Genomic DNA, 17,854 nt, shown 5'->3' on the forward strand with positions numbered 1-17,854 from the left:
GAAGCGGAGCCACGATGCCCGACCTTCAGAAGATCCTTTCCGCGACCAGGCCGCTGACGCTCAGCGGCGTGCCGACCGGCTTTCTTCCCTGGCTGCTCGCCGATCTGGCGCGCGCCGGGCAGACCGCCGTTTATGTCGCCCCCGACGAGGCGGCAATGCGGGCGGTTGCGGGCACCGCCCCCTATTTCGCGCCCGATCTGGAGATCATCGGCTATCCCGCCTGGGACTGTCTTCCCTATGACCGGGCCTCGCCCACATTGCGGGTCATGTCCGAACGCCTGGCGGCGCTCCATGCTTTGCAACAGCCGGGCAGCAAGCCGCGGCTGATCGTCACGACGGTCAATGCCGCCAGCCAGCGGACGCTGACCCGGTTTCGCGTGCGCCAATTGGTGGCGAAGCTGGCGCCCGATGAACGCATCTCGCTCGATCGGCTTTCGTCGCTGCTGCAGGCCAATGGCTATGTCCGCGTCGATACCGTCAACGACGCGGGCGAATTTGCCGTGCGCGGCGGCCTGGTCGATCTGTTCCCCAGCGGATCGGAACAGGCGCTGCGGCTCGATTTCTTCGGCGACGAGATCGAAAGCGTCCGTACCTTCGACCCGGCGGATCAGCGTACCACCGGCCGGATCGACGGCTTCACTCTGCTCCCGGCCTCCGAAGCGCTGCTCGACGAAGAGAGCATCAAGCGGTTCCGCAGCCGCTATCGCGAATTGTTCGGCGCAACCGCGACCGGCGACCCCGTCTATCAGGCGGTATCCGAAGGGCGTCGTCTGGCCGGGATGGAACATTGGCTGCCGCTGTTCGAGGAACGGCTGGAGACGCTGTTCGACCATCTGCCCGACAATGCGACCATCGTCCGCGATGCCAACGCCGCCGGCGCGGCCGAAGCGCGGTTCGAGGCAGTCGCCGATTACCACGCCAATCGCCTGCGCGCGCAATCGAACGATCCCGGCAGCTATCGCCCGCTCAAACAGGAAGCGCTCTACATGCTGCCCGATCAATGGGCGGCGGCGCTGGAGGAATCGGCTGCGCATCTGATCAGCCCCTTCCACGAACCCGAAAGCGACACCGTGCTCGATTTCGGCGTCGACGGCCCGCGCGATTTCGCGCCCGAGCGCGGATCGGGTGCCAATGTCTATGAAGCGGTAGTCACGCATCTGGCCGCGCTGCGCAAACAGGGGCGCAAGCCGGTGCTGGCCAGCTATTCGGCGGGCGCACGCGAACGACTGGCCGGACTGCTCGCGGATCACGGCCTGACCGGTGCGATCCCGGCCGATGGCTGGCAGGAAGCGCTCGGCGCCGCCGCCAGGGGTGTGGCGCTGACCGTGCTGCCGCTCGACCATGGCTTTACCAGCGCCGATATCGCGGTGCTGACCGAACAGGACATGCTCGGCGACCGGCTCATCCGCCGACGCAAGCGGCGCAAATCGACCGATGCGTTCCTGAGCGAACTGGCGACGCTGTCTCCCGGCGATCTGGTGGTCCATGCCGATCACGGCATCGGCCGTTATGAGGGGCTGACTTCGATTCCCGTCGGCCAGAGCCCGCATGACTGCGTCGCGCTGAGCTATGCCGGCGGCGACAAGCTCTACGTCCCGGTCGAAAATCTCGAAGTGCTTTCGCGCTATGGCGCGTCCGAGGAGAATACGCCGCTCGACAAGCTGGGCGGCGAAGCATGGCAGCGCCGCAAGAGCCGGATGAAGGAGCGCATCCGCGAAATCGCGGGTGAGCTGATCGCCACCGCGGCGCAGCGCGCGCTGCGCCAGGCCGACATCGCCGAACCCGACCATTCGGGCTATCCCGCCTTTGTCGACCGTTTTCCCTATGAGGAAACCGACGATCAGGACCGCGCGATCGAAGATGTCCTCAAGGATCTGGGCGAAGGCAAGCCGATGGACCGGCTGATCGTCGGCGATGTCGGTTTCGGCAAGACCGAAGTGGCGCTGCGCGCCGCGTTCGTCGCGGCGATGGCGGGGATGCAGGTGGCGGTCGTCTGTCCGACCACATTGCTCGCGCGCCAGCACCATATGAACTTCACGCAGCGATTCGAAGGGTTCCCGATCCAGGTCGGGCGGCTGTCGCGCCTCGTCCCGGCTGCCGAGGCCAAGGCGACCAAGGACGGGCTTGCCGACGGGACAGTCGACATCGTCATCGGTACGCATGCGATCCTGGCCAAGGGGATCGATTTCAAACGGCTGGGGCTGGTCATCGTCGACGAGGAGCAACGGTTCGGCGTCACCCACAAGGAACGGCTGAAGGGCATGAAGGCCGATGTCCATGTCCTCACCCTCACCGCCACGCCGATCCCGCGCACGCTGCAAATGGCGATGAGCGGCATCCGCGAGCTTTCGGTGATCCAGACGCCACCGGTCGACCGCCTGGCGGTACGCACCTATGTCATGCCGTGGGATCCGGTAGTGCTGCGCGAGGCGCTGCTGCGCGAACATTATCGCGGCGGTCAGGCCTATTTCGTCACGCCGCGTATTGCCGACCTGCCCGACATCGAAACCTTCCTTCGCGAGGAAGTGCCCGAAATCAAATATGTCGTCGCGCATGGCCAGATGTCGCCCAGCGAAGTCGAAGAGCGGATGTCGGCCTTTTACGACAAGCGCTATGACGTGCTGGTTTCGACGACGATCGTCGAAAGCGGGCTCGACATTCCCTCGGCCAATACGATGATCATCAACCGCGCCGATCGCTTTGGCCTCGCCCAACTATACCAGCTACGCGGACGGGTGGGTCGGGCGAAAACGCGCGCCTATGCCTATTTCACGACCGCGCCGGAACGGATGATGACCGAAGCGGCGGAAAAGCGGCTCAAGGTGCTGTCCGACCTAGACAGTCTGGGCGCGGGGTTTCAGCTCGCCAGCCACGATCTGGATATACGTGGCGCGGGCAATCTGCTCGGCGACGAACAATCGGGGCATATCAAGGAAGTCGGCTACGAACTCTATCAGTCGATGCTCGAAGAGGCGATCCTCGACGCCAAGGCGGGCGGTATCGCAAGCGATCGGCCAAGGGATTTCTCGCCGCAGATCACGGTCGATGCACCGATCCTCATCCCCGAGGAATATGTCCCCGACCTCGACCTGCGCATGGGGCTGTATCGCCGCCTCAACGAAGTCGACGACAAGGCGGGGATCGAGGCGTTCGCCGCCGAGATGATCGACCGGTTCGGCAAATTGCCCGAACCGACCGAGAATCTGCTCCAACTGATCGAGGCCAAGCTCAACGCCAAAAAGGCGTGCATCGCCAAGATCGATGTCGGGCCGAAGGGCGCTCTGGTCAGCTTCCACAACGACCGGTTCCCCAATGTCGACGGCCTGCTCGCCTATGTCGCGCGGCTGGAGGGAACGGCCAAGCTGCGTCCCGATATGAAGCTGGCGATCAGCCGTGGCTGGGCGACGTCGAAGGCACGCCTGAATGGCGCGGTACAGCTGTCGCGAGGACTGGCAAAGGCGGCGGGCTGAGGGAACTTCTTCTCAGAATCAAGAAACTAACGCCGCACCGAAAAATAGCGATTACATCGAACACCAAGTTCCATCCGATCCTCTAAAATGTCCAATATTGAACAGGGCAATTAGTGGATTGGACCATCCAGTGACCGAAAACTTGGAATCGCGCCTCGCATTCATCGAAATGGATGAAAAACAACGCGAAGACCTCCGCGCAGCACGTACCATCGTCGAAAAGTCGCTCGGTCCCGCACTGGACCGATTTTATGCACGCGCAGCCGCCACTCCCGAAACGGCACGCTTCTTTCGGGACAAGGCGCATATCGCGCACGCGCGCCGCGCGCAGGAACATCACTGGGTCCGCCTGTCCGAAGCGAAGTTCGATCAGTCCTATCTGGAAAGCGTGCGCCGCATCGGTTCGACTCATGCCCGGATCGGGCTGGAACCGCGCTGGTATGTCGGCAGCTATGCGTTGCTTCTGGAAGGACTGATCCGTGGCACGATCCGCGCGCTGCCCTGGTGGCGCCGCGCGCTCTCGCTGTTCCGCGGCCAGTCGCCCTCCGACGCCGCCGCCGCGCTGGCCAAGGCCGCGCTGCTCGACATGGAGCTTTCGCTGTCGATCTATTTCGAGGAAGCCCAGACCGAGCGGGAGGCCGCAGTGGCCAAGCTGGCCGAAGGGCTGTCGGCATTGGCGGAAGGCGACCTCAGCAACGATCTTAACGGCCTTCCGGCCAGCTTTGCGCTTCTCGAACGTGCCTTCAACGATACGCTCGCCAAGATGCGCACGATGATCGGCGCGGTGAGCGACGGCGCGCGACGGATCGATTCGGGTATTCGGGAAATCAGCACGGCATCGGCCGATCTTGCCCGCCGCACCGAAAGCAATGCGGCCAATCTGGAAGAAACCAGCGCCGCCATCACCCAGATGGATACGCGCCTGAAGGCGACTGCCGAAGCCGCGAACGCCACTGTCAGCCGTGCCGACAAGGCGATCAATACCGTCGGCAGCGGTCGTGAAATCGCCGATCAGGCGGTGCAGGCGATGGGCCGCGTATCCGAAAGCGCCGAAGGCATCGACAGCGTGATCGAAGGACTCGACAAGATCGCGTTCCAAACCCGCGTGCTGGCGATGAACGCGGCGGTCGAGGCCGGGCGCGCCGGCGAAGCGGGCCGTGGTTTCGCCGTCGTCGCCGACCTGGTCTCCGCGCTGGCGATGCGCGCCGAGGAGGAAGCCGGTCGTGCCCGCGATCAGCTGACCGCCACCCAGACCGACATCGTCTCGGCAGTGGACATGGTGCAGAAAGTCGACGGCGCGCTTTCCGACATCTCGAACGATGTCCGCGAAGTGCATGAGCTGTTGGGCAGCATGGCCACCGACAATGGCGCTCAGGCGTCGGCGATCACCGAAATCTCCGCTGCGATCGGCACGATGGATCAATCGACCCAGCAAAACGCAGCGATGGTCGAGGAAACCTCAGCCGCGGCGCGTTCGCTCGAAGGCGAAGTACACACGCTCAACCAATATGCTTCGGCCTTCACGCTCGAATCCGGTGGGGTCCGCCCCGCTATGAGGAAAGCGCCGGTGCAGGAAAAACGGATGCTCCACTAGCAACATCGCAACGCTACGCCGCGCGCAGGATCATCCTTCGACGCGGCGTAGCAGCGCCGCGACGTCGAGCGGCTCGGCAAACAGGAATCCCTGCACATATTGGCAGCCTTCCTTTGCAAGCAGCTCGAGCTGTTCCTCGGTCTCCACGCCTTCCGCAATCACGGTCAGGCCCAGCGAGCGCGCCATATCGATCACGCCGCGCACCACCACCCGGTCACGCGCGCTGCCGGCAATGTCCTGCGACAGCTTCTTGTCGATCTTCAGATAATCGAGCGGCAGCGCCTTGAGATAGGCGAGACTGGAATAGCCGGTTCCGAAATCGTCGATCGCGACGCGGCAGCCGGCGGTGCGCAGCTCGGCAAGCAGCCGCGCCGCTTCGCCAAGCTCTTCCATGATGCTGCCTTCGGTGATTTCGATCGTCAGGCGGCTGCGCGGAAATCCGCTTGCGTCGATCCGTCCCAGCAACCGGTCGGCAAAGCCGGGGCGCCCGACATCCTCCGCCGTGACGTTGATCGAAAGCCGCAGCTCCTTGAGCGCGGTCGGCCAGGCTGCGGCGATGGCAAGCGCGCGCGCCTGGACATGTTCGGACAGTGCCGCGCCCATATCCGCGCGCGCCGCCGCCGCGAACAGCGTTTCGGCGCCCACTTCGCCGCGTTGCGGATGGTTCCAGCGCGCCAGCGCCTCCGCACCCGCGATCCGCCCTGTCGACACCGCAACCTGTGGCTGAAACAGGATCGCGATCTCGTCGCGGTCGATCGCGCCGCGAATATCCGCCGCCAGCTGGTCGAGCGGCTGCACATCCTGTTCGCCTCCGTCGACCAGCTTCTCGCTGATGCGGCGCAGCAGTTCCGAAGCCCCCTCGCCCGCCGCACTGTCCGCCTGGACGATCCGCGCCGACAGCGAAATCACGCCATTGCCGGTCAGGAACGGCCGGGACAACATATCGACCAGCGCCGCCCGCGCCGATTCGAGCGCAGCCGGACCCGTATCGGTAGCCGCGATCAGAAATTCCGGGCCGCCCATCCTCGCGACGATCGCGGCCTTGCCCAACTGCGCACGCGCGGCTTCGTCGACGCGCCGTCCGACCGCGTTCAACAGGCTGTCTCCCGTCGAACGACCATGGGCATCGTTGACCGTTTCAAAGCGATCGAGCGCGATCAGCAACAGGCTGACGCGTTTGCCTTCATTGAGCCGCCGCGCGATCCAGCGCCCGGCACCTGCGGCATCGCGCGCATCAAGCAATGCCTCGCGCACCGCGGCACCGGCATCGGGCGTCAGGCCGAGCGGTTCGACCAGCGCATGCAACCGGCGCGTACGCGAATCATATTGCAGATGCTCGACAACGCGCCCCACGCCCTTCAGCTCATGCGCAAAGGCCGTGGAGGGCGCCGAATCGGTCAAACGGCGAAACGCCGCCCGCGCAAGCGCGACATCGTCGCCATCGAGCTGACGCAGACAGGCGCGCGGGTTCGTCGTGACCGGAAGGTTGAGCAGATTGGCCAGTGCAGGCGTCAGCTGAAGCGAGCGCAGCGCGGGATCCCAGCGCCAGCCCAGCGGCTCGGCAGCGCGCGTTTCCCGCCGTTCCCAGCCACCGACGCGCGCGACATGGCGTTCGGCAAAGCGCAACGCATGCGCCAGTTCGGTCTCACGCATCGGGCTGGTCAGGAAATGGCTTGCGCCGGCGGACAGGAAATCGCCGAGCCGGCCGATATCGCCGCGCGACACCAGCACCAGCAACGCCGCGCCATTGGCGGAAGTGACGGCGCCCAGTTCGCGCGTCGCGGCCAGCCCCTCATCCAATGCGCCCCGCGCATCGACCAGCGCGATTGCCGCGCCGCTCGCCAGGAAACGGCGCGCCACGCCATCGGCGCGCCGCGCACCGACCACGCGCCATCCGGCGTTCGCGGTGATCGCCGCCAGTTCGTCACGCTGGCGAAAGGAAAGCAGGAACAGGGGCGCCCCCACCGGCGCCGCAGGATCGCGGTCGTTCATCGTCCCTCTTATTGCGCGTCGCGACGCCGCTGTCTCCCTCCGTATGACATTGCTCCGCAACGCCGGACTTGCCGCAAAGGTCGCGAACCCCTAGCTCCTTGGCGATGGCATGCGCCCCAACCCTGATCGATGTCCATGGTCGCCGGATCAGCTATCTGCGCATCTCGGTGACCGATCGGTGCGATTTGCGCTGCCGCTATTGCATGGCGGAGGAAATGACCTTCCTGCCGCGCAGCGAGATTCTAAGCCTCGAGGAAATGGCGCTGATCGCCGAGCGGTTCATTGCGCGCGGAACGACCAAGATCCGTCTGACCGGCGGGGAACCGCTGGTGCGGCGCGACATGATCGATCTGGTCCGGCGGCTGGGCGACAGCATCGGCAATGGCCTCGACGAGCTGACGATGACGTCGAACGGCACCCGGCTGGCGCATCATGCGGTTGCGCTGGCCGATGCGGGGATGCGGCGCATCAATATCAGCCTCGACAGTCGCGATCCGGAAACATTCCGGCACATTACCCGGCACGGCGATATCGCACGCGTGCTGGAGGGTGTCGCCGCGGCACAGGCCGCCGGACTGCGCGTCAAGATCAACATGGTCGCGCTTCGCGGTCTGAACGACCGGGAAATCGCGCCGATGCTGCGCTGGTGCGTCGACCAGGATCTCGACCTCACGCTGATCGAAACAATGCCGCTGGGCGCGGTCGAGGCCGACCGCGCCGATCATTTCCTGCCGCTGACGGACGTGCTCGCGGACTTGCGCGAGCAGTTCGACCTGGAACGCGACGATCATCGCAGCGGCGGCCCGGCGCGCTATTGGCGCGTAAAGGGCAGCGGCACGCGGCTGGGGCTGATTTCGCCGCTCACCGCCAATTTCTGCGACGGATGCAATCGCGTGCGGCTGACGACCGAGGGCAAGCTCTATCTATGCCTCGGCCATGAAGCGCATGTCGATCTGAAACAGGCGATCCGCGAAGGCGGTCTTGCGGCCGTCGACGAGGCGCTCGACGCCGCACTGAACATCAAACCGCGTCGGCACGATTTCAGCGTCGAACGCGGCAGCGCCCCGGCGGTTACCCGGCATATGAGCGTCACCGGCGGATGAACAAGGCCTGCGCACTGGTGGCTTCGCCGGTCAAATCGGCGCAATTGGCCGCGACCGAGCTGCATGAGTCGCTCGATTGGGTCCCGCTCGAGGAAGCCGAGATGATCGTCGCGCTGGGCGGCGACGGGTTCATGTTGCAGACCTTGCACGCAATGCTCGAACGGCGGCGGATCGTGCCGGTGTTCGGCATGAATCTGGGCACGGTCGGTTTTCTGATGAACGAATGGCGGTTCGACGGTCTGGTCGATCGGCTGCAGCGGGCGCGCCCGTTCCGCGTATCGCCGCTGACCATGACGGCCGTGACGATCGACAATGAACAATTCGTCCTGCCGGCGATCAACGAAGTGTCGCTGCTCCGCGAAACACGCCAGACCGCCAAGATCGAAGTCACCGTGAACGACCGTATCGTCCTGCCCGAACTGGTGTGCGACGGCCTGCTCGTCGCCACGCCTGCGGGATCGACGGCCTATAATCTGTCGGCACACGGCCCGATCCTGCCGCTAGGATCCGGACTGCTGGCGCTGACGCCGATCAGCCCCTTTCGTCCGCGGCGGTGGCGCGGCGCGCTGCTGCCCGAACGGACCCGGATCGGCATGCGCGTGCTGGAACCGGCCAAGCGTCCGGTAAGCGCGGTGGCCGACCAGCGCGAAATCCGCGATGTCGCGCGCGTCGATGTCGCGGTGGATCAGATGCGCGACCTGACGCTGTTGTTCGATCCCGAGCACGCGCTCGACGATCGCATCACCATGGAACAGTTTATTTCCTGAGCCCGCGTCTGCACGGGGGCTTGCATCGCATGGCAACCGCTCTTATTGGACCCCGCCTACGGCGCTGTTCCCTGATAGCTCAGCGGTAGAGCTCTCGACTGTTAATCGAGCGGCCGTTGGTTCGAATCCAACTCAGGGAGCCAGCGCCGTGGCCTTCACGGCATTCCCCGGTAGCTCAGCGGTAGAGCAATCGACTGTTAATCGATCGGTCGCCTGTTCGAATCAGGCCCGGGGAGCCAGTGATACATCTCCCGTTCATTGTCCCGACAGGGAGACTTCGGCATATTCCGTGCGTTGAAATGCCAGATCGGCACGACTGGCCGAGTCGCACTACGTGCCCGGAGGAACCATGAAACTCTCAGCAAAATCGCTGGCCCTCGCCCTGGCGGGCGGCCTTGCGGTCGCATCCTGCGCCTATCCGACGCCTTATCAACCCGCGACGGGCACCGGATTTTCGCGCGCCGGCTATTCCGACGAGATGATCGAACCCAACCGGTTCCGCGTTTCGTTCGCCGGCAACACGCTGACGTCGCGCGAAACGGTCGAGCGCTATCTGCTCTATCGTTCGGCGCAGCTGACGCTCGAACAGGGCGGCGACTTCTTCGTGATGGTGAACCGCGATACCGACCATCAGCAGCGGACCTATAACAGCCAGCCCTTCGGAGCGGGCCCCTATGGCTATTGGAGCCCCTATTGGAGCTATTACCGGCCGCGCTATGGCTGGCGCTATTGGGACCCCTTCTATGACGATCCGTTCGGCCGCAATTTCGATGTGCGGACGGTCGATCGTTATGAAGCGGTGGCGGAGATCATGATCGGCCGCGGACCCAAGCCCAACGACGTTCATGCATTCGACGCGCGTGCCGTGATCCAGAATCTCGGCCCGCAGGTGGAAATGCCCCGAGCGCGGTAATGCCCGGGTGCCCGGGCCATGTGCCAGGAGCGCCTAAAAAGAAAGGCCCCCGGATCGCTCCGGGGGCCTTTTCCGTTTCGGGACACCCCGAAATCAGGCGCCGGCGGTAAGCGCGCCGTGGCAATGTTTGTACTTGCGCCCCGATCCACAGGGGCATGGCGCATTGCGGCTCACCTTACCCTCCCATTCGGAAGGATCGCCGTCTCCGGCAACCGGTTCGGGCCGCGCCATCTGGAACGGAGGCAGCCGCGTGGTGACGAGCCCGCGGGTACCACCGTCGATATCATTGGTATCGTCCTCGCCGGTCAGCGGATCGATATGCGTCGTCAGGAAGTCCGGCAGATCGGGCAAGGGCGGCGGTTCGGCCATGCGGAACTGGGCATGGGCCAGCGTGCGCGTCACATCCTCGCGGATATTTTCGAGCATGCGTTCGAACATCGCGAACGCTTCCTGCTTATATTCGTTGATCGGCGTCTTCTGCGCATAGGCGCGCAGATGAACCACCTGACGCAGCGCATCGAGCATCGCCAGATGCTCTTTCCAGTGATGATCCAGATTCTGGAGCAGGATCGACTTTTCGATCTGGGTCCAGGTCTGCGGGTCGACCTCCTTGATCTTGTCCGCGATCAGCGCGTCGGCGCGTTCGCGGATACGCTCTTCCAGCGTTTCGGGATCGATCCCGTCTTCCTGTTCGATCCAATCGGCGACCGGCACCTCGATGTTCAGGATCTCTACGATCCGCGCATTAAGGCCTTCGATATCCCATTGCTCGGGATAGCTGCCCGGCGGGCACGCGGCGCCGACAATGCCGTTGACGGTCTCAAGACGCATATCCTCGACGACATCGCCGACGGCTTCGGCATCCATGATGTCCGAACGCTGCTCGTAAATCACCTTGCGCTGGTCGTTCATGACGTCGTCATATTCGACGACCTGTTTGCGGATGTCGTAGTTGCGCGCCTCGACTTTCTTCTGCGCGGTTTCGATCGCCTTGTTCAGCCATTTCGAACCGATCGCCTCGCCATCGCCGATGTTCGACCGCATCATCCGCGCGAACATGGTGTTCGAACCGAAGATGCGGAGCAGATCGTCTTCGAGGCAGAGGTAGAAACGGCTCATGCCCGGATCGCCCTGACGCCCCGAACGGCCGCGCAGCTGATTGTCGATACGGCGGCTTTCATGCCGTTCGGTGCCGAGCACGAACAGGCCGCCAGCGGCCTTCACTTCTTCCTTCTCGGCTTCGATCTCTGTCTTGATCTTGGCGATAGCGGCGTCACGCTCCGGCCCTTCGGGCATATCGGCGAGTTCGTCATGCACCCGCATTTCCAGGTTGCCGCCCAGCTGAATATCGGTGCCGCGGCCGGCCATGTTGGTGGCGATGGTCACTGCGCCCTTGCGGCCCGCCTGCGCCACGATATGCGCTTCATTTTCATGCTGGCGCGCATTGAGCACCGAATGCGGCACCTTTTCCTTCTTCAGGAACTCGGACAGCAGCTCCGACTTCTCGATCGACACAGTGCCGACCAGGACCGGCTGCCCCTTTTCGGCATGTTCCTTGATCGTCTTGGCGATCGCGGCGAACTTGTCCTTGGTGTCCTTGTAGAACTCGTCGTCATGGTCGATCCGCTGGATCGGCAGGTTGGTCGGGATCGTGACGACATTCATCTTGTAGATGTCGAAGAATTCCGCAGCTTCGGTCGCAGCCGTGCCGGTCATGCCCGAAAGCTTGGGATACATGCGGAAATAATTCTGGAAGGTGATCGAAGCGAGCGTCTGGTTCTCCGGCTCGATCTTGACGCCTTCCTTGGCTTCGACGGCCTGATGCAGCCCTTCCGACCAGCGGCGCCCGTCCATCATGCGGCCGGTGAATTCGTCGATGATGACGACCTTCTCGTCCTTCACGATATAATCGGTGTCGCGCTTGAACATCACATTCGCGCGCAGCGCCTGATTGAGGTGGTGCACGACCTGGGTGTTTTCGAAGTCGTAGAGGTTCGCGCCCTGAAGCAGGCCCGCATCCTCGAGCATGCGCTCAACCTTTTCAGTACCGTCCTCGGTCAGGACGATGGTGCGCATCTTTTCGTCCATGTCGTAATCATCGGGGACGAGCTGCTTCACCACCGCATCGACGCCGATATACAGCTCCGAACGGTCGTCGGTCGGACCGGAGATGATCAGCGGCGTCCGCGCCTCGTCGATCAGCACCGAATCGACTTCGTCGACGATCGCCATGTTGAAGGGCCGCTGCACCATCGACTGGCGATCATATTTCATGTTGTCGCGCAGATAGTCGAAACCGAATTCGTTGTTCGTCCCGTAGGTGATGTCCGAGGCATAGGCCTCGCGCCGCTCATGGTCGGACAGATTGGGCACGATCACGCCGACGCTGAGTCCCAGGAAACGATAGACCTGGCCCATCCATTCGGCGTCGCGGCGGGCGAGATAATCGTTCACCGTGATGACATGGACGCCCTTGCCCGGCAGCGCGTTGAGATAGGTGGCGAGCGTCGCCACCAGCGTCTTGCCCTCACCCGTGCGCATTTCGGCGATCTCACCGCGATGGAGCACGATACCGCCCACCATCTGCACGTCATAATGGCGCTGACCCAGCACGCGCTTGGCTGATTCGCGAACCGTGGCAAAGGCTTCGGGCAGGATCGCATCGAGCTTTTCGTCATTGGCGAGCCGCTCGCGGAACTTCACCGTCTGCTGCGCGAGTTCCTCGTCCGACATGGCGGAAATGGTCGGCTCGAAGCCGTTGATCCTGGCAACGATGCTGCCGAGGCTTTTGACATAGCGATCGTTCGATGAACCGAAGAGAGTCTTGGCAAAACCGCCGAGCATGATGATTCCTGACTATTCTGAAATTTGGCGCGCGGAGCCGGTGAAAGCCGCTCCTGCACGAAAGACACCGCCATGGCCGGCGGGCGAAAGAAAATCGGGCCCGGCGCAATGCCCGGCCGCGCGGCGCTTTATTCGCGCCGGCTGCCCGTGATCGACAGCACTGCGCGTGCCGGCGCGAAGCGCTCGGCCAGGATCAGCGTGGGCGTGATCGATTCGACGAGGCGCGGCAGCGCCGTGCGGCTCGCATGTTCGGCAGCACCGGCAACTTCGCCGGCATGTTCGATCAGAGCCGAAACCGCCGCCGCCTGCTCGATCTGACTGCGCTCGACACCGCGCTCGCCCGACATCACGCCGGTAAGCCCGCTCAAAAGCGCAGAGAGGATGAACAACAGCTTCAAAAGCAATTCCGCACGCTGATCAGCCCGGCAAAGCGGGCGTTCGTACGCCGACATAGGGATTGCGGGGCGGTTCGTCTATGGTTTGATCGCTCAGAAACAAATGACGCGACATGTCAGCGGTCATTGCGAAATCTGATCTGCACCGACAAACCAGAGTTCTGAATGCGTTATTTTCTGCGGTGGGTTAGCGGGATATTCCCATTGTATTCCCCGGCAGGGAAAAGTGCGCGTTGATCCTGACATTTCGATTCTGCAATCCGTTTCCCGCCCCTCTGCATCGACCACCGTCGTCTCTACCCGCCACATGGCGATCCGGAATTCGGGATAATCAGCGGCTGCCATTTCTTCGCTGCCGACAACGCGCTGCTCTTCGACGTAGAGGAGCGTCGCACCCTTATTGGCTGCAAGGTGGGAAATTACACGCCGATCAAGCATTTCGCAGACCTGGGGAGACGGCGGTATGTCCCTCCCAAGCGATTTCATCATCGGTTCGCACGTTGTGATGGTGCCGTCGTCTGCGATCGAAATTCGAACGGTCAGGCGCCACGCAATTAGCGGCGAGAACGAAGTGCCATCAGCCGGCCGACCGCTGGCCGCCGGAGAATTGATCATCGGAGAATTGGCCCACCGAATCGACTGCGTCTGCCTTTGCGCAACCGCCTGACCGTTCGCATCGCGCGCGGGGCTGTACCGGAACCGCTCGACAATCAGCGCGCAGCTTTTGGTATCGAGAGAAGGGGACCCCGAACTGCGAACGACCTCACAATCGCTCACCAGCCCGTCCGTCTCAATCCGGTACTGAACTACCACCACGCCTTGTTCGCGCGCGTCTCGCGCTTCAGGAGGATAGTCCTCGTTGCTGATCGCGCCGGAAATCAGCGTCGCCCGAGTGGCCGGCTGTTCGCCGGGCGGCGGCGGCGGCGGCGGAGCCGGCGGCAGGGAGGATATATCCGTGCGACGGACCGGCGGCACCGTGACCACGGCTGGCTCGTCGTCCGCGCGACGATCCTGAGCCAGCGCGCCAGGCGCAGCAATCACACATAGGGCCGCCGAAATCGCCGCTGCGGCGACATAGGCGATCCGAGCGCTCATTTCGGGATTTTTCCTTGCTCCATCATCTGCTCGAACGACGGGTTTGTCGCCATGCGGATTTCCATATGAACCACGCCGGGATATTCAGCCTGTCCCTCGGCCAGTTCGAACCGCATTTTGCCGTTCAGCTGCGCAGGATCGCACGGGACATCCATGTCCGTCATCCCCGGGATGATCGGCATGCTCATCTGCATCGTGCAGGCAGTTATGGCGCCATCGGGATCGAGCGCGGCGTTCGTGGACATCGTCATGAACACGCTGAAGCCAGGTTCGATCGGCATCAATTGTGGCGTTTCGGCATCGAATGCCTGCGCCAGCGATACCTGCATATCCATGGGTCCCGGCATATCCGGCAAGTCGTCCAGGCCGCCGGGCAGCATTGCCATGCCGCACCTGTCCTTGACGGTCTCCATCAGCCCGCCCTCGCCGGTGACGGAGCAGCCCGCCACCTTACCATCGGCATCGATGTTGATGATCGCGCTCACCGATCCCGCATAAAGCGGCACGGCCTCCGGTTCGGCAGGTGGAACCGCATTCGGTAAAGCAACGGAAGGCCGCGCTGGCGGCGGCACGGATATTACGTTCTGCGCAAGCGCAGCCGGTGCGATGGCTACCGCTGTGGCTGCGGCCATTCCCAATAATATTGTCCTGCGCATGTTTGATTACTCCCCCGCAATCGCCAATGTCTGCCGCCCCGGAAACAACAGCGCAAGATGTCATCAGCCGAGAGGGATTTTTTCGTTATGGGGTCAGCTTCGGCATTCCCGTCACTGGCCCGGGAAAGGCATAATCCTCGACAATTATCGTTACATGCATGGGCTCTTCCAGCCCGGGATATTCGGCCCTGATTTCGTCGCACGGGCTCCATCCGAACGATTTTCCGGCGACGATCCTGTTCCCGCATTCTGGGCAAATACGTGCGGCACCGAACAGGCGAACAAGGCAAGCGGCGCCAATAGCGTGCGACCGAACAGCATCGACGATTCCCCCCAATTTCCCCAAGGAGAGCCTGATACAGCCAGGCGCCCATTACAATCCCGGCGTTCCGATGGGGCCGGCGCAAAAGCGAAGTCGGCGCCGTATCGAATATTGTACGCCGCCGAGCGAAGACTATTAGGGGGCGCATGACCGAACGCTCTCCCCTCGCCCCTGCGGGCTTCCCCGATCTTCCCGCCATCGCCGGTGTGACGGCGCGCGTCGCGCGTGCGCGGTACAAGAATTGGGACCGCTGCGACCTGACCTATGTCGAGCTGGTGCCGGGAACGAGCGTGGCGGGCGTGCTGACCACCAGCAAATGCCCCTCACCCGAAGTCGAATGGTGCCGCAAGGCGCTGGTGCTGGGTCAGGCGCGCGCGCTGGTCGTGAATGCGGGGAACAGCAACGCCTTTACCGGCAATCGCGGACGCGCCGCGGTCGAAGCGATTGCCGCGCGCACCGCCGCGCATATCGGATGCGAGCCGTCGGACGTCTTCATTTCCTCGACCGGCGTGATCGGCGTGCCGCTGCCCATCGACAAGGCCGAGGCCGGGCTCGACGCGGCGTTCACTGCCGAACCGTGCAGCTGGGAAGACGCCGCGGCGACGATCATGACGACCGACACCTTCGCCAAGGCGGCAGTGACGCAGGCAGTGGTCGGCGGGAAGACCGTCAATCTGGTCGGCATCATCAAGGGATCAGGGATGATCGCGCCCGATATGGCGACGATGCTCGGCTATATCTTCACCGACGCGGCGGTGGCGCCCGAATTCCTGCAGGCGGCAATGAACGCGGCCAATGCCCATAGTTTCTCGTGCATTACCGTCGATGGCGATACTTCGACCAGCGACACCGTGCTTGCCTTTGCCACCGGCGCGGCGGGCAATCCGCCGCTCGGCGACGCCGATGATGACGGCGCCGACGCATTTGCCGCTGCGCTGGGCGATCTGTGCCAGCAACTCGCGCATCTGGTGGTGCGCGACGGCGAAGGCGCATCCAAATTCATCGCTATCACCGTCGAAGGCGCCGAAAGCGACCGCAGCGCGCATCGCGTGGCGATGAGCATTGCCAATTCGCCGCTCGTCAAAACCGCGATCGCCGGCGAAGACGCCAATTGGGGTCGCGTCGTCATGGCAGTGGGCAAAGCGGGCGAACCCGCCGAGCGCGACAGGCTCTCGATCCGTTTCGGTGCAACGCAAGTGGCCAAGGACGGGCTTGCCGTCGAAGGCTATGACGAGGCGCCGGTCGCCGCGCATCTCAAGGGGCAGGACGTCGAGATCGGAGTCGATCTGGGCCTTGGCGATGGACGCGCGACGGTTTGGACCTGCGACCTGACGCACGGCTATATCTCGATCAACGCCGATTACCGGAGCTGAACCCGCCATGCTGACCATCTGGGGCCGGATCAATTCGCATAATGTGAAGAAGCTGCTGTGGCTCGCCGACGAACTCGGCCTCAACTATGATCGCCGCGATGCCGGGGGCCAGTTCGGCTTCCCCGACGCCTATCGCGCGATGAACCCCAATGCGCTGGTCCCGACAATCGAGGATGATGGGCTGGTGCTGTGGGAATCGAACGCGATCCTTCGCTATCTTGCCGCCAAATATGCCACCGGCACGGCGTTCTGGCCCCAGGATCCGGCCGCGCGCGCAGTCGGCGACAAATGGATGGACTGGCAGATCGGCTATGCCGATGCACAGCGGCCGATGTTCATGCAGATGGTTCGCGTCGCCCCGCAGGACCGCGACGCCGAAGCGATTGCAGCGTCCCTCAAAGCCGCGACGGCGATGATGCGCATCCTCAACGATGTGCTGGCGACGACACCCTGGCTTTCGGGGGCTGCTTTCGGCCTCGGCGACATTCCGATGGGTTGTTACGTCAACAGCTGGTTTCAGCTCGATATCGATCGCCCGGACCTGCCGGCGCTGGCGGCATGGTATGATCGACTTAAGGCGCGCCCGGCCTATGCCCGACATGTGATGATAGCGCTGAGCTGACATCTTTCGCTGCGAAGCGCGACCCGCTATCGACCGGCTGCCGCTTCCGGCATTCAGCAAAACAGGAGGAAGCTATGGCACGCCATCCCATCACCGACGACCTCCCCTGCTTTCGAGGTCACCAGTAAACGCCGCAAAGGCTACCCGTCCGAAACGCACGTAAAACGCGGGCTGCGTTTCGTGCATGGCGATGTGGAGCTGGTCGAAAAACTCGGTCGCAACGATCCCTGTCCCTGTGGTTCGGGGAAGAGATTTCAAACGCTGCTGCATCGCATCCGGCCGCTTTCGATGGCGCGGAGCGCCATGATTATTGGCGCGAATAGGAAAGGGCCGCCCCGGAATTCGGGGCGGCCAGATCGCTTACAGCTCGCTTTCGATCCACTGCTTGATCGCGCTTTTGGGCATCGCGCCGACCTTGGTCGCGGCGGGCTGGCCGTTCTTGAACAGGATCATCGTCGGGATGCCGCGCACGCCATATTGCGTCGGCGCATCGGGATTGGCGTCGATGTCGAGCTTGGCGACCGTCACCTGCTCGCCGAGTTCCTCGGCAATTTCCTCAAGCGCAGGCGCGATCATCTTGCACGGGCCGCACCATTCCGCCCAGAAATCGACGAGTACGGGCTTGTCGGCCTTGAGCACGTCGGAATCGAAGCTGGTATCGGTGATTGCCTTGGTGGCCATAATCAAATCTCCTGAATTTGAACCTTA

13 protein-coding genes, 2 tRNA genes and 1 pseudogene are annotated in these 17,854 nt (G+C 63.4%); 10 read left to right on the forward strand and 6 right to left on the reverse strand.

The window, feature by feature from the left end; all coding sequences use genetic code 11:
- Nucleotides 1–14: 14 nt before the first annotated feature.
- Nucleotides 15–3,470 carry a transcription-repair coupling factor gene (gene mfd / locus DKB74_RS05310; RefSeq protein WP_109806990.1) on the forward strand — a complete coding sequence of 1,152 codons (3,456 nt, stop codon included), beginning with the start codon at nucleotides 15–17 and terminating at the stop codon, nucleotides 3,468–3,470.
- A 130-nt stretch (nucleotides 3,471–3,600) separates the two neighbouring features.
- Nucleotides 3,601–5,064 (forward strand): protoglobin domain-containing protein, encoded by a 1,464-nt coding sequence (locus DKB74_RS05315; protein WP_420822394.1) that lies wholly within the window; start codon nucleotides 3,601–3,603, stop codon nucleotides 5,062–5,064.
- 30 nt (nucleotides 5,065–5,094) lie between these two features.
- On the opposite strand, the gene DKB74_RS05320 is transcribed toward DKB74_RS05315, so the two are convergent.
- Nucleotides 5,095–7,056, reverse strand: a complete 1,962-nt coding sequence (locus tag DKB74_RS05320; RefSeq protein ID WP_109806992.1) for a putative bifunctional diguanylate cyclase/phosphodiesterase — start codon at nucleotides 7,054–7,056, stop codon at nucleotides 5,095–5,097.
- A 104-nt stretch (nucleotides 7,057–7,160) separates the two neighbouring features.
- Here DKB74_RS05320 and moaA point away from each other — a divergent pair, with 104 nt between their 5' ends.
- The 5 genes from moaA to DKB74_RS05345 all read left to right on the forward strand — a co-directional run bounded on the left by moaA (nucleotide 7,161) and on the right by DKB74_RS05345 (nucleotide 9,839).
- Entirely contained in the window at nucleotides 7,161–8,159 is a 999-nt protein-coding gene (gene moaA / locus DKB74_RS05325) for a GTP 3',8-cyclase MoaA (RefSeq protein WP_109806993.1), read from the forward strand.
- Complete coding sequence (locus tag DKB74_RS05330; RefSeq protein ID WP_109806994.1) at nucleotides 8,156–8,926, forward strand: NAD kinase; 771 nt, start codon at nucleotides 8,156–8,158, stop codon at nucleotides 8,924–8,926. Before moaA ends, DKB74_RS05330 begins: the two co-directional genes overlap by 4 nt.
- 68 nt (nucleotides 8,927–8,994) lie before the next feature.
- Nucleotides 8,995–9,069 (forward strand) — tRNA-Asn (locus tag DKB74_RS05335).
- A 21-nt stretch (nucleotides 9,070–9,090) separates the two neighbouring features.
- Nucleotides 9,091–9,165: transfer RNA gene (locus DKB74_RS05340), tRNA-Asn, on the forward strand.
- 110 nt (nucleotides 9,166–9,275) lie between these two features.
- Entirely contained in the window at nucleotides 9,276–9,839 is a 564-nt protein-coding gene (locus tag DKB74_RS05345; RefSeq protein ID WP_109807146.1) for a CC0125/CC1285 family lipoprotein, read from the forward strand.
- A 93-nt stretch (nucleotides 9,840–9,932) separates the two neighbouring features.
- On the opposite strand, the gene secA is transcribed toward DKB74_RS05345, so the two are convergent.
- The 4 genes from secA to DKB74_RS05365 form a co-directional block, all read right to left on the reverse strand.
- The gene (gene secA, locus DKB74_RS05350; RefSeq protein WP_109806995.1) at nucleotides 9,933–12,683 is read right to left on the reverse strand and encodes a preprotein translocase subunit SecA; all 2,751 of its coding nucleotides are present in this window, start codon (nucleotides 12,681–12,683) and stop codon (nucleotides 9,933–9,935) included.
- A gap of 128 nt (nucleotides 12,684–12,811) precedes the next feature.
- On the reverse strand, nucleotides 12,812–13,081 hold the full coding sequence (locus DKB74_RS05355) for a hypothetical protein (protein WP_145960905.1): 270 nt from the start codon (nucleotides 13,079–13,081) through the stop codon (nucleotides 12,812–12,814).
- A 120-nt stretch (nucleotides 13,082–13,201) separates the two neighbouring features.
- The gene (locus tag DKB74_RS05360; protein WP_109806997.1) at nucleotides 13,202–14,173 is read right to left on the reverse strand and encodes an energy transducer TonB; all 972 of its coding nucleotides are present in this window, start codon (nucleotides 14,171–14,173) and stop codon (nucleotides 13,202–13,204) included.
- Entirely contained in the window at nucleotides 14,170–14,805 is a 636-nt protein-coding gene (locus tag DKB74_RS05365) for a hypothetical protein (RefSeq protein ID WP_145960906.1), read from the reverse strand. The genes DKB74_RS05360 and DKB74_RS05365 overlap by 4 nt, the downstream gene beginning before the upstream one ends.
- 492 nt (nucleotides 14,806–15,297) lie before the next feature.
- On the opposite strand from DKB74_RS05365, the gene argJ reads away from it, so the two are divergent.
- From argJ to DKB74_RS19125, 3 genes and pseudogenes are all read left to right on the forward strand, one after another.
- Nucleotides 15,298–16,524: a bifunctional glutamate N-acetyltransferase/amino-acid acetyltransferase ArgJ gene (gene argJ / locus DKB74_RS05370; protein ID WP_109806999.1), complete on the forward strand. Its 1,227-nt coding sequence runs from the start codon at nucleotides 15,298–15,300 to the stop codon at nucleotides 16,522–16,524.
- A 7-nt stretch (nucleotides 16,525–16,531) separates the two neighbouring features.
- Nucleotides 16,532–17,146 (forward strand): glutathione S-transferase family protein, encoded by a 615-nt coding sequence (locus tag DKB74_RS05375; RefSeq protein WP_109807000.1) that lies wholly within the window; start codon nucleotides 16,532–16,534, stop codon nucleotides 17,144–17,146.
- Nucleotides 17,147–17,338: 192 nt separating this feature from the next.
- Nucleotides 17,339–17,404: pseudogene (locus DKB74_RS19125) on the forward strand (SEC-C metal-binding domain-containing protein); the annotation flags it as partial.
- Nucleotides 17,405–17,506: 102 nt separating this feature from the next.
- Here the strand turns inward: DKB74_RS19125 and trxA are convergent.
- Nucleotides 17,507–17,827 (reverse strand): thioredoxin TrxA, encoded by a 321-nt coding sequence (gene trxA, locus DKB74_RS05385; RefSeq protein ID WP_109807001.1) that lies wholly within the window; start codon nucleotides 17,825–17,827, stop codon nucleotides 17,507–17,509.
- Nucleotides 17,828–17,854: the final 27 nt, after the last annotated feature.

Source organism: Stakelama portus (assembly GCF_003171655.1).
Taxonomy (GTDB): Bacteria; Pseudomonadota; Alphaproteobacteria; order Sphingomonadales; family Sphingomonadaceae; genus Sphingomonas; species Sphingomonas portus.

Bases quoted from the DNA above. Each gene is read 5' to 3' on its own strand.
- trxA (WP_109807001.1), bottom strand. From the start codon at position 17,827: ATGGCCACCAAGGCAATCACCGATACCAGCTTCGATTCCGACGTGCTC.
- DKB74_RS05345 (WP_109807146.1), top strand. From the start codon at position 9,276: ATGAAACTCTCAGCAAAATCGCTGGCCCTCGCCCTGGCGGGCGGCCTT.
- DKB74_RS05360 (WP_109806997.1), bottom strand. From the start codon at position 14,173: ATGAGCGCTCGGATCGCCTATGTCGCCGCAGCGGCGATTTCGGCGGCC.
- DKB74_RS05330 (WP_109806994.1), top strand. From the start codon at position 8,156: ATGAACAAGGCCTGCGCACTGGTGGCTTCGCCGGTCAAATCGGCGCAA.
- moaA (WP_109806993.1), top strand. From the start codon at position 7,161: ATGGCATGCGCCCCAACCCTGATCGATGTCCATGGTCGCCGGATCAGC.
- DKB74_RS05365 (WP_145960906.1), bottom strand. From the start codon at position 14,805: ATGGCCGCAGCCACAGCGGTAGCCATCGCACCGGCTGCGCTTGCGCAG.
- secA (WP_109806995.1), bottom strand. From the start codon at position 12,683: ATGCTCGGCGGTTTTGCCAAGACTCTCTTCGGTTCATCGAACGATCGC.
- DKB74_RS05375 (WP_109807000.1), top strand. From the start codon at position 16,532: ATGCTGACCATCTGGGGCCGGATCAATTCGCATAATGTGAAGAAGCTG.
- DKB74_RS05320 (WP_109806992.1), bottom strand. From the start codon at position 7,056: ATGAACGACCGCGATCCTGCGGCGCCGGTGGGGGCGCCCCTGTTCCTG.
- argJ (WP_109806999.1), top strand. From the start codon at position 15,298: ATGACCGAACGCTCTCCCCTCGCCCCTGCGGGCTTCCCCGATCTTCCC.
- mfd (WP_109806990.1), top strand. From the start codon at position 15: ATGCCCGACCTTCAGAAGATCCTTTCCGCGACCAGGCCGCTGACGCTC.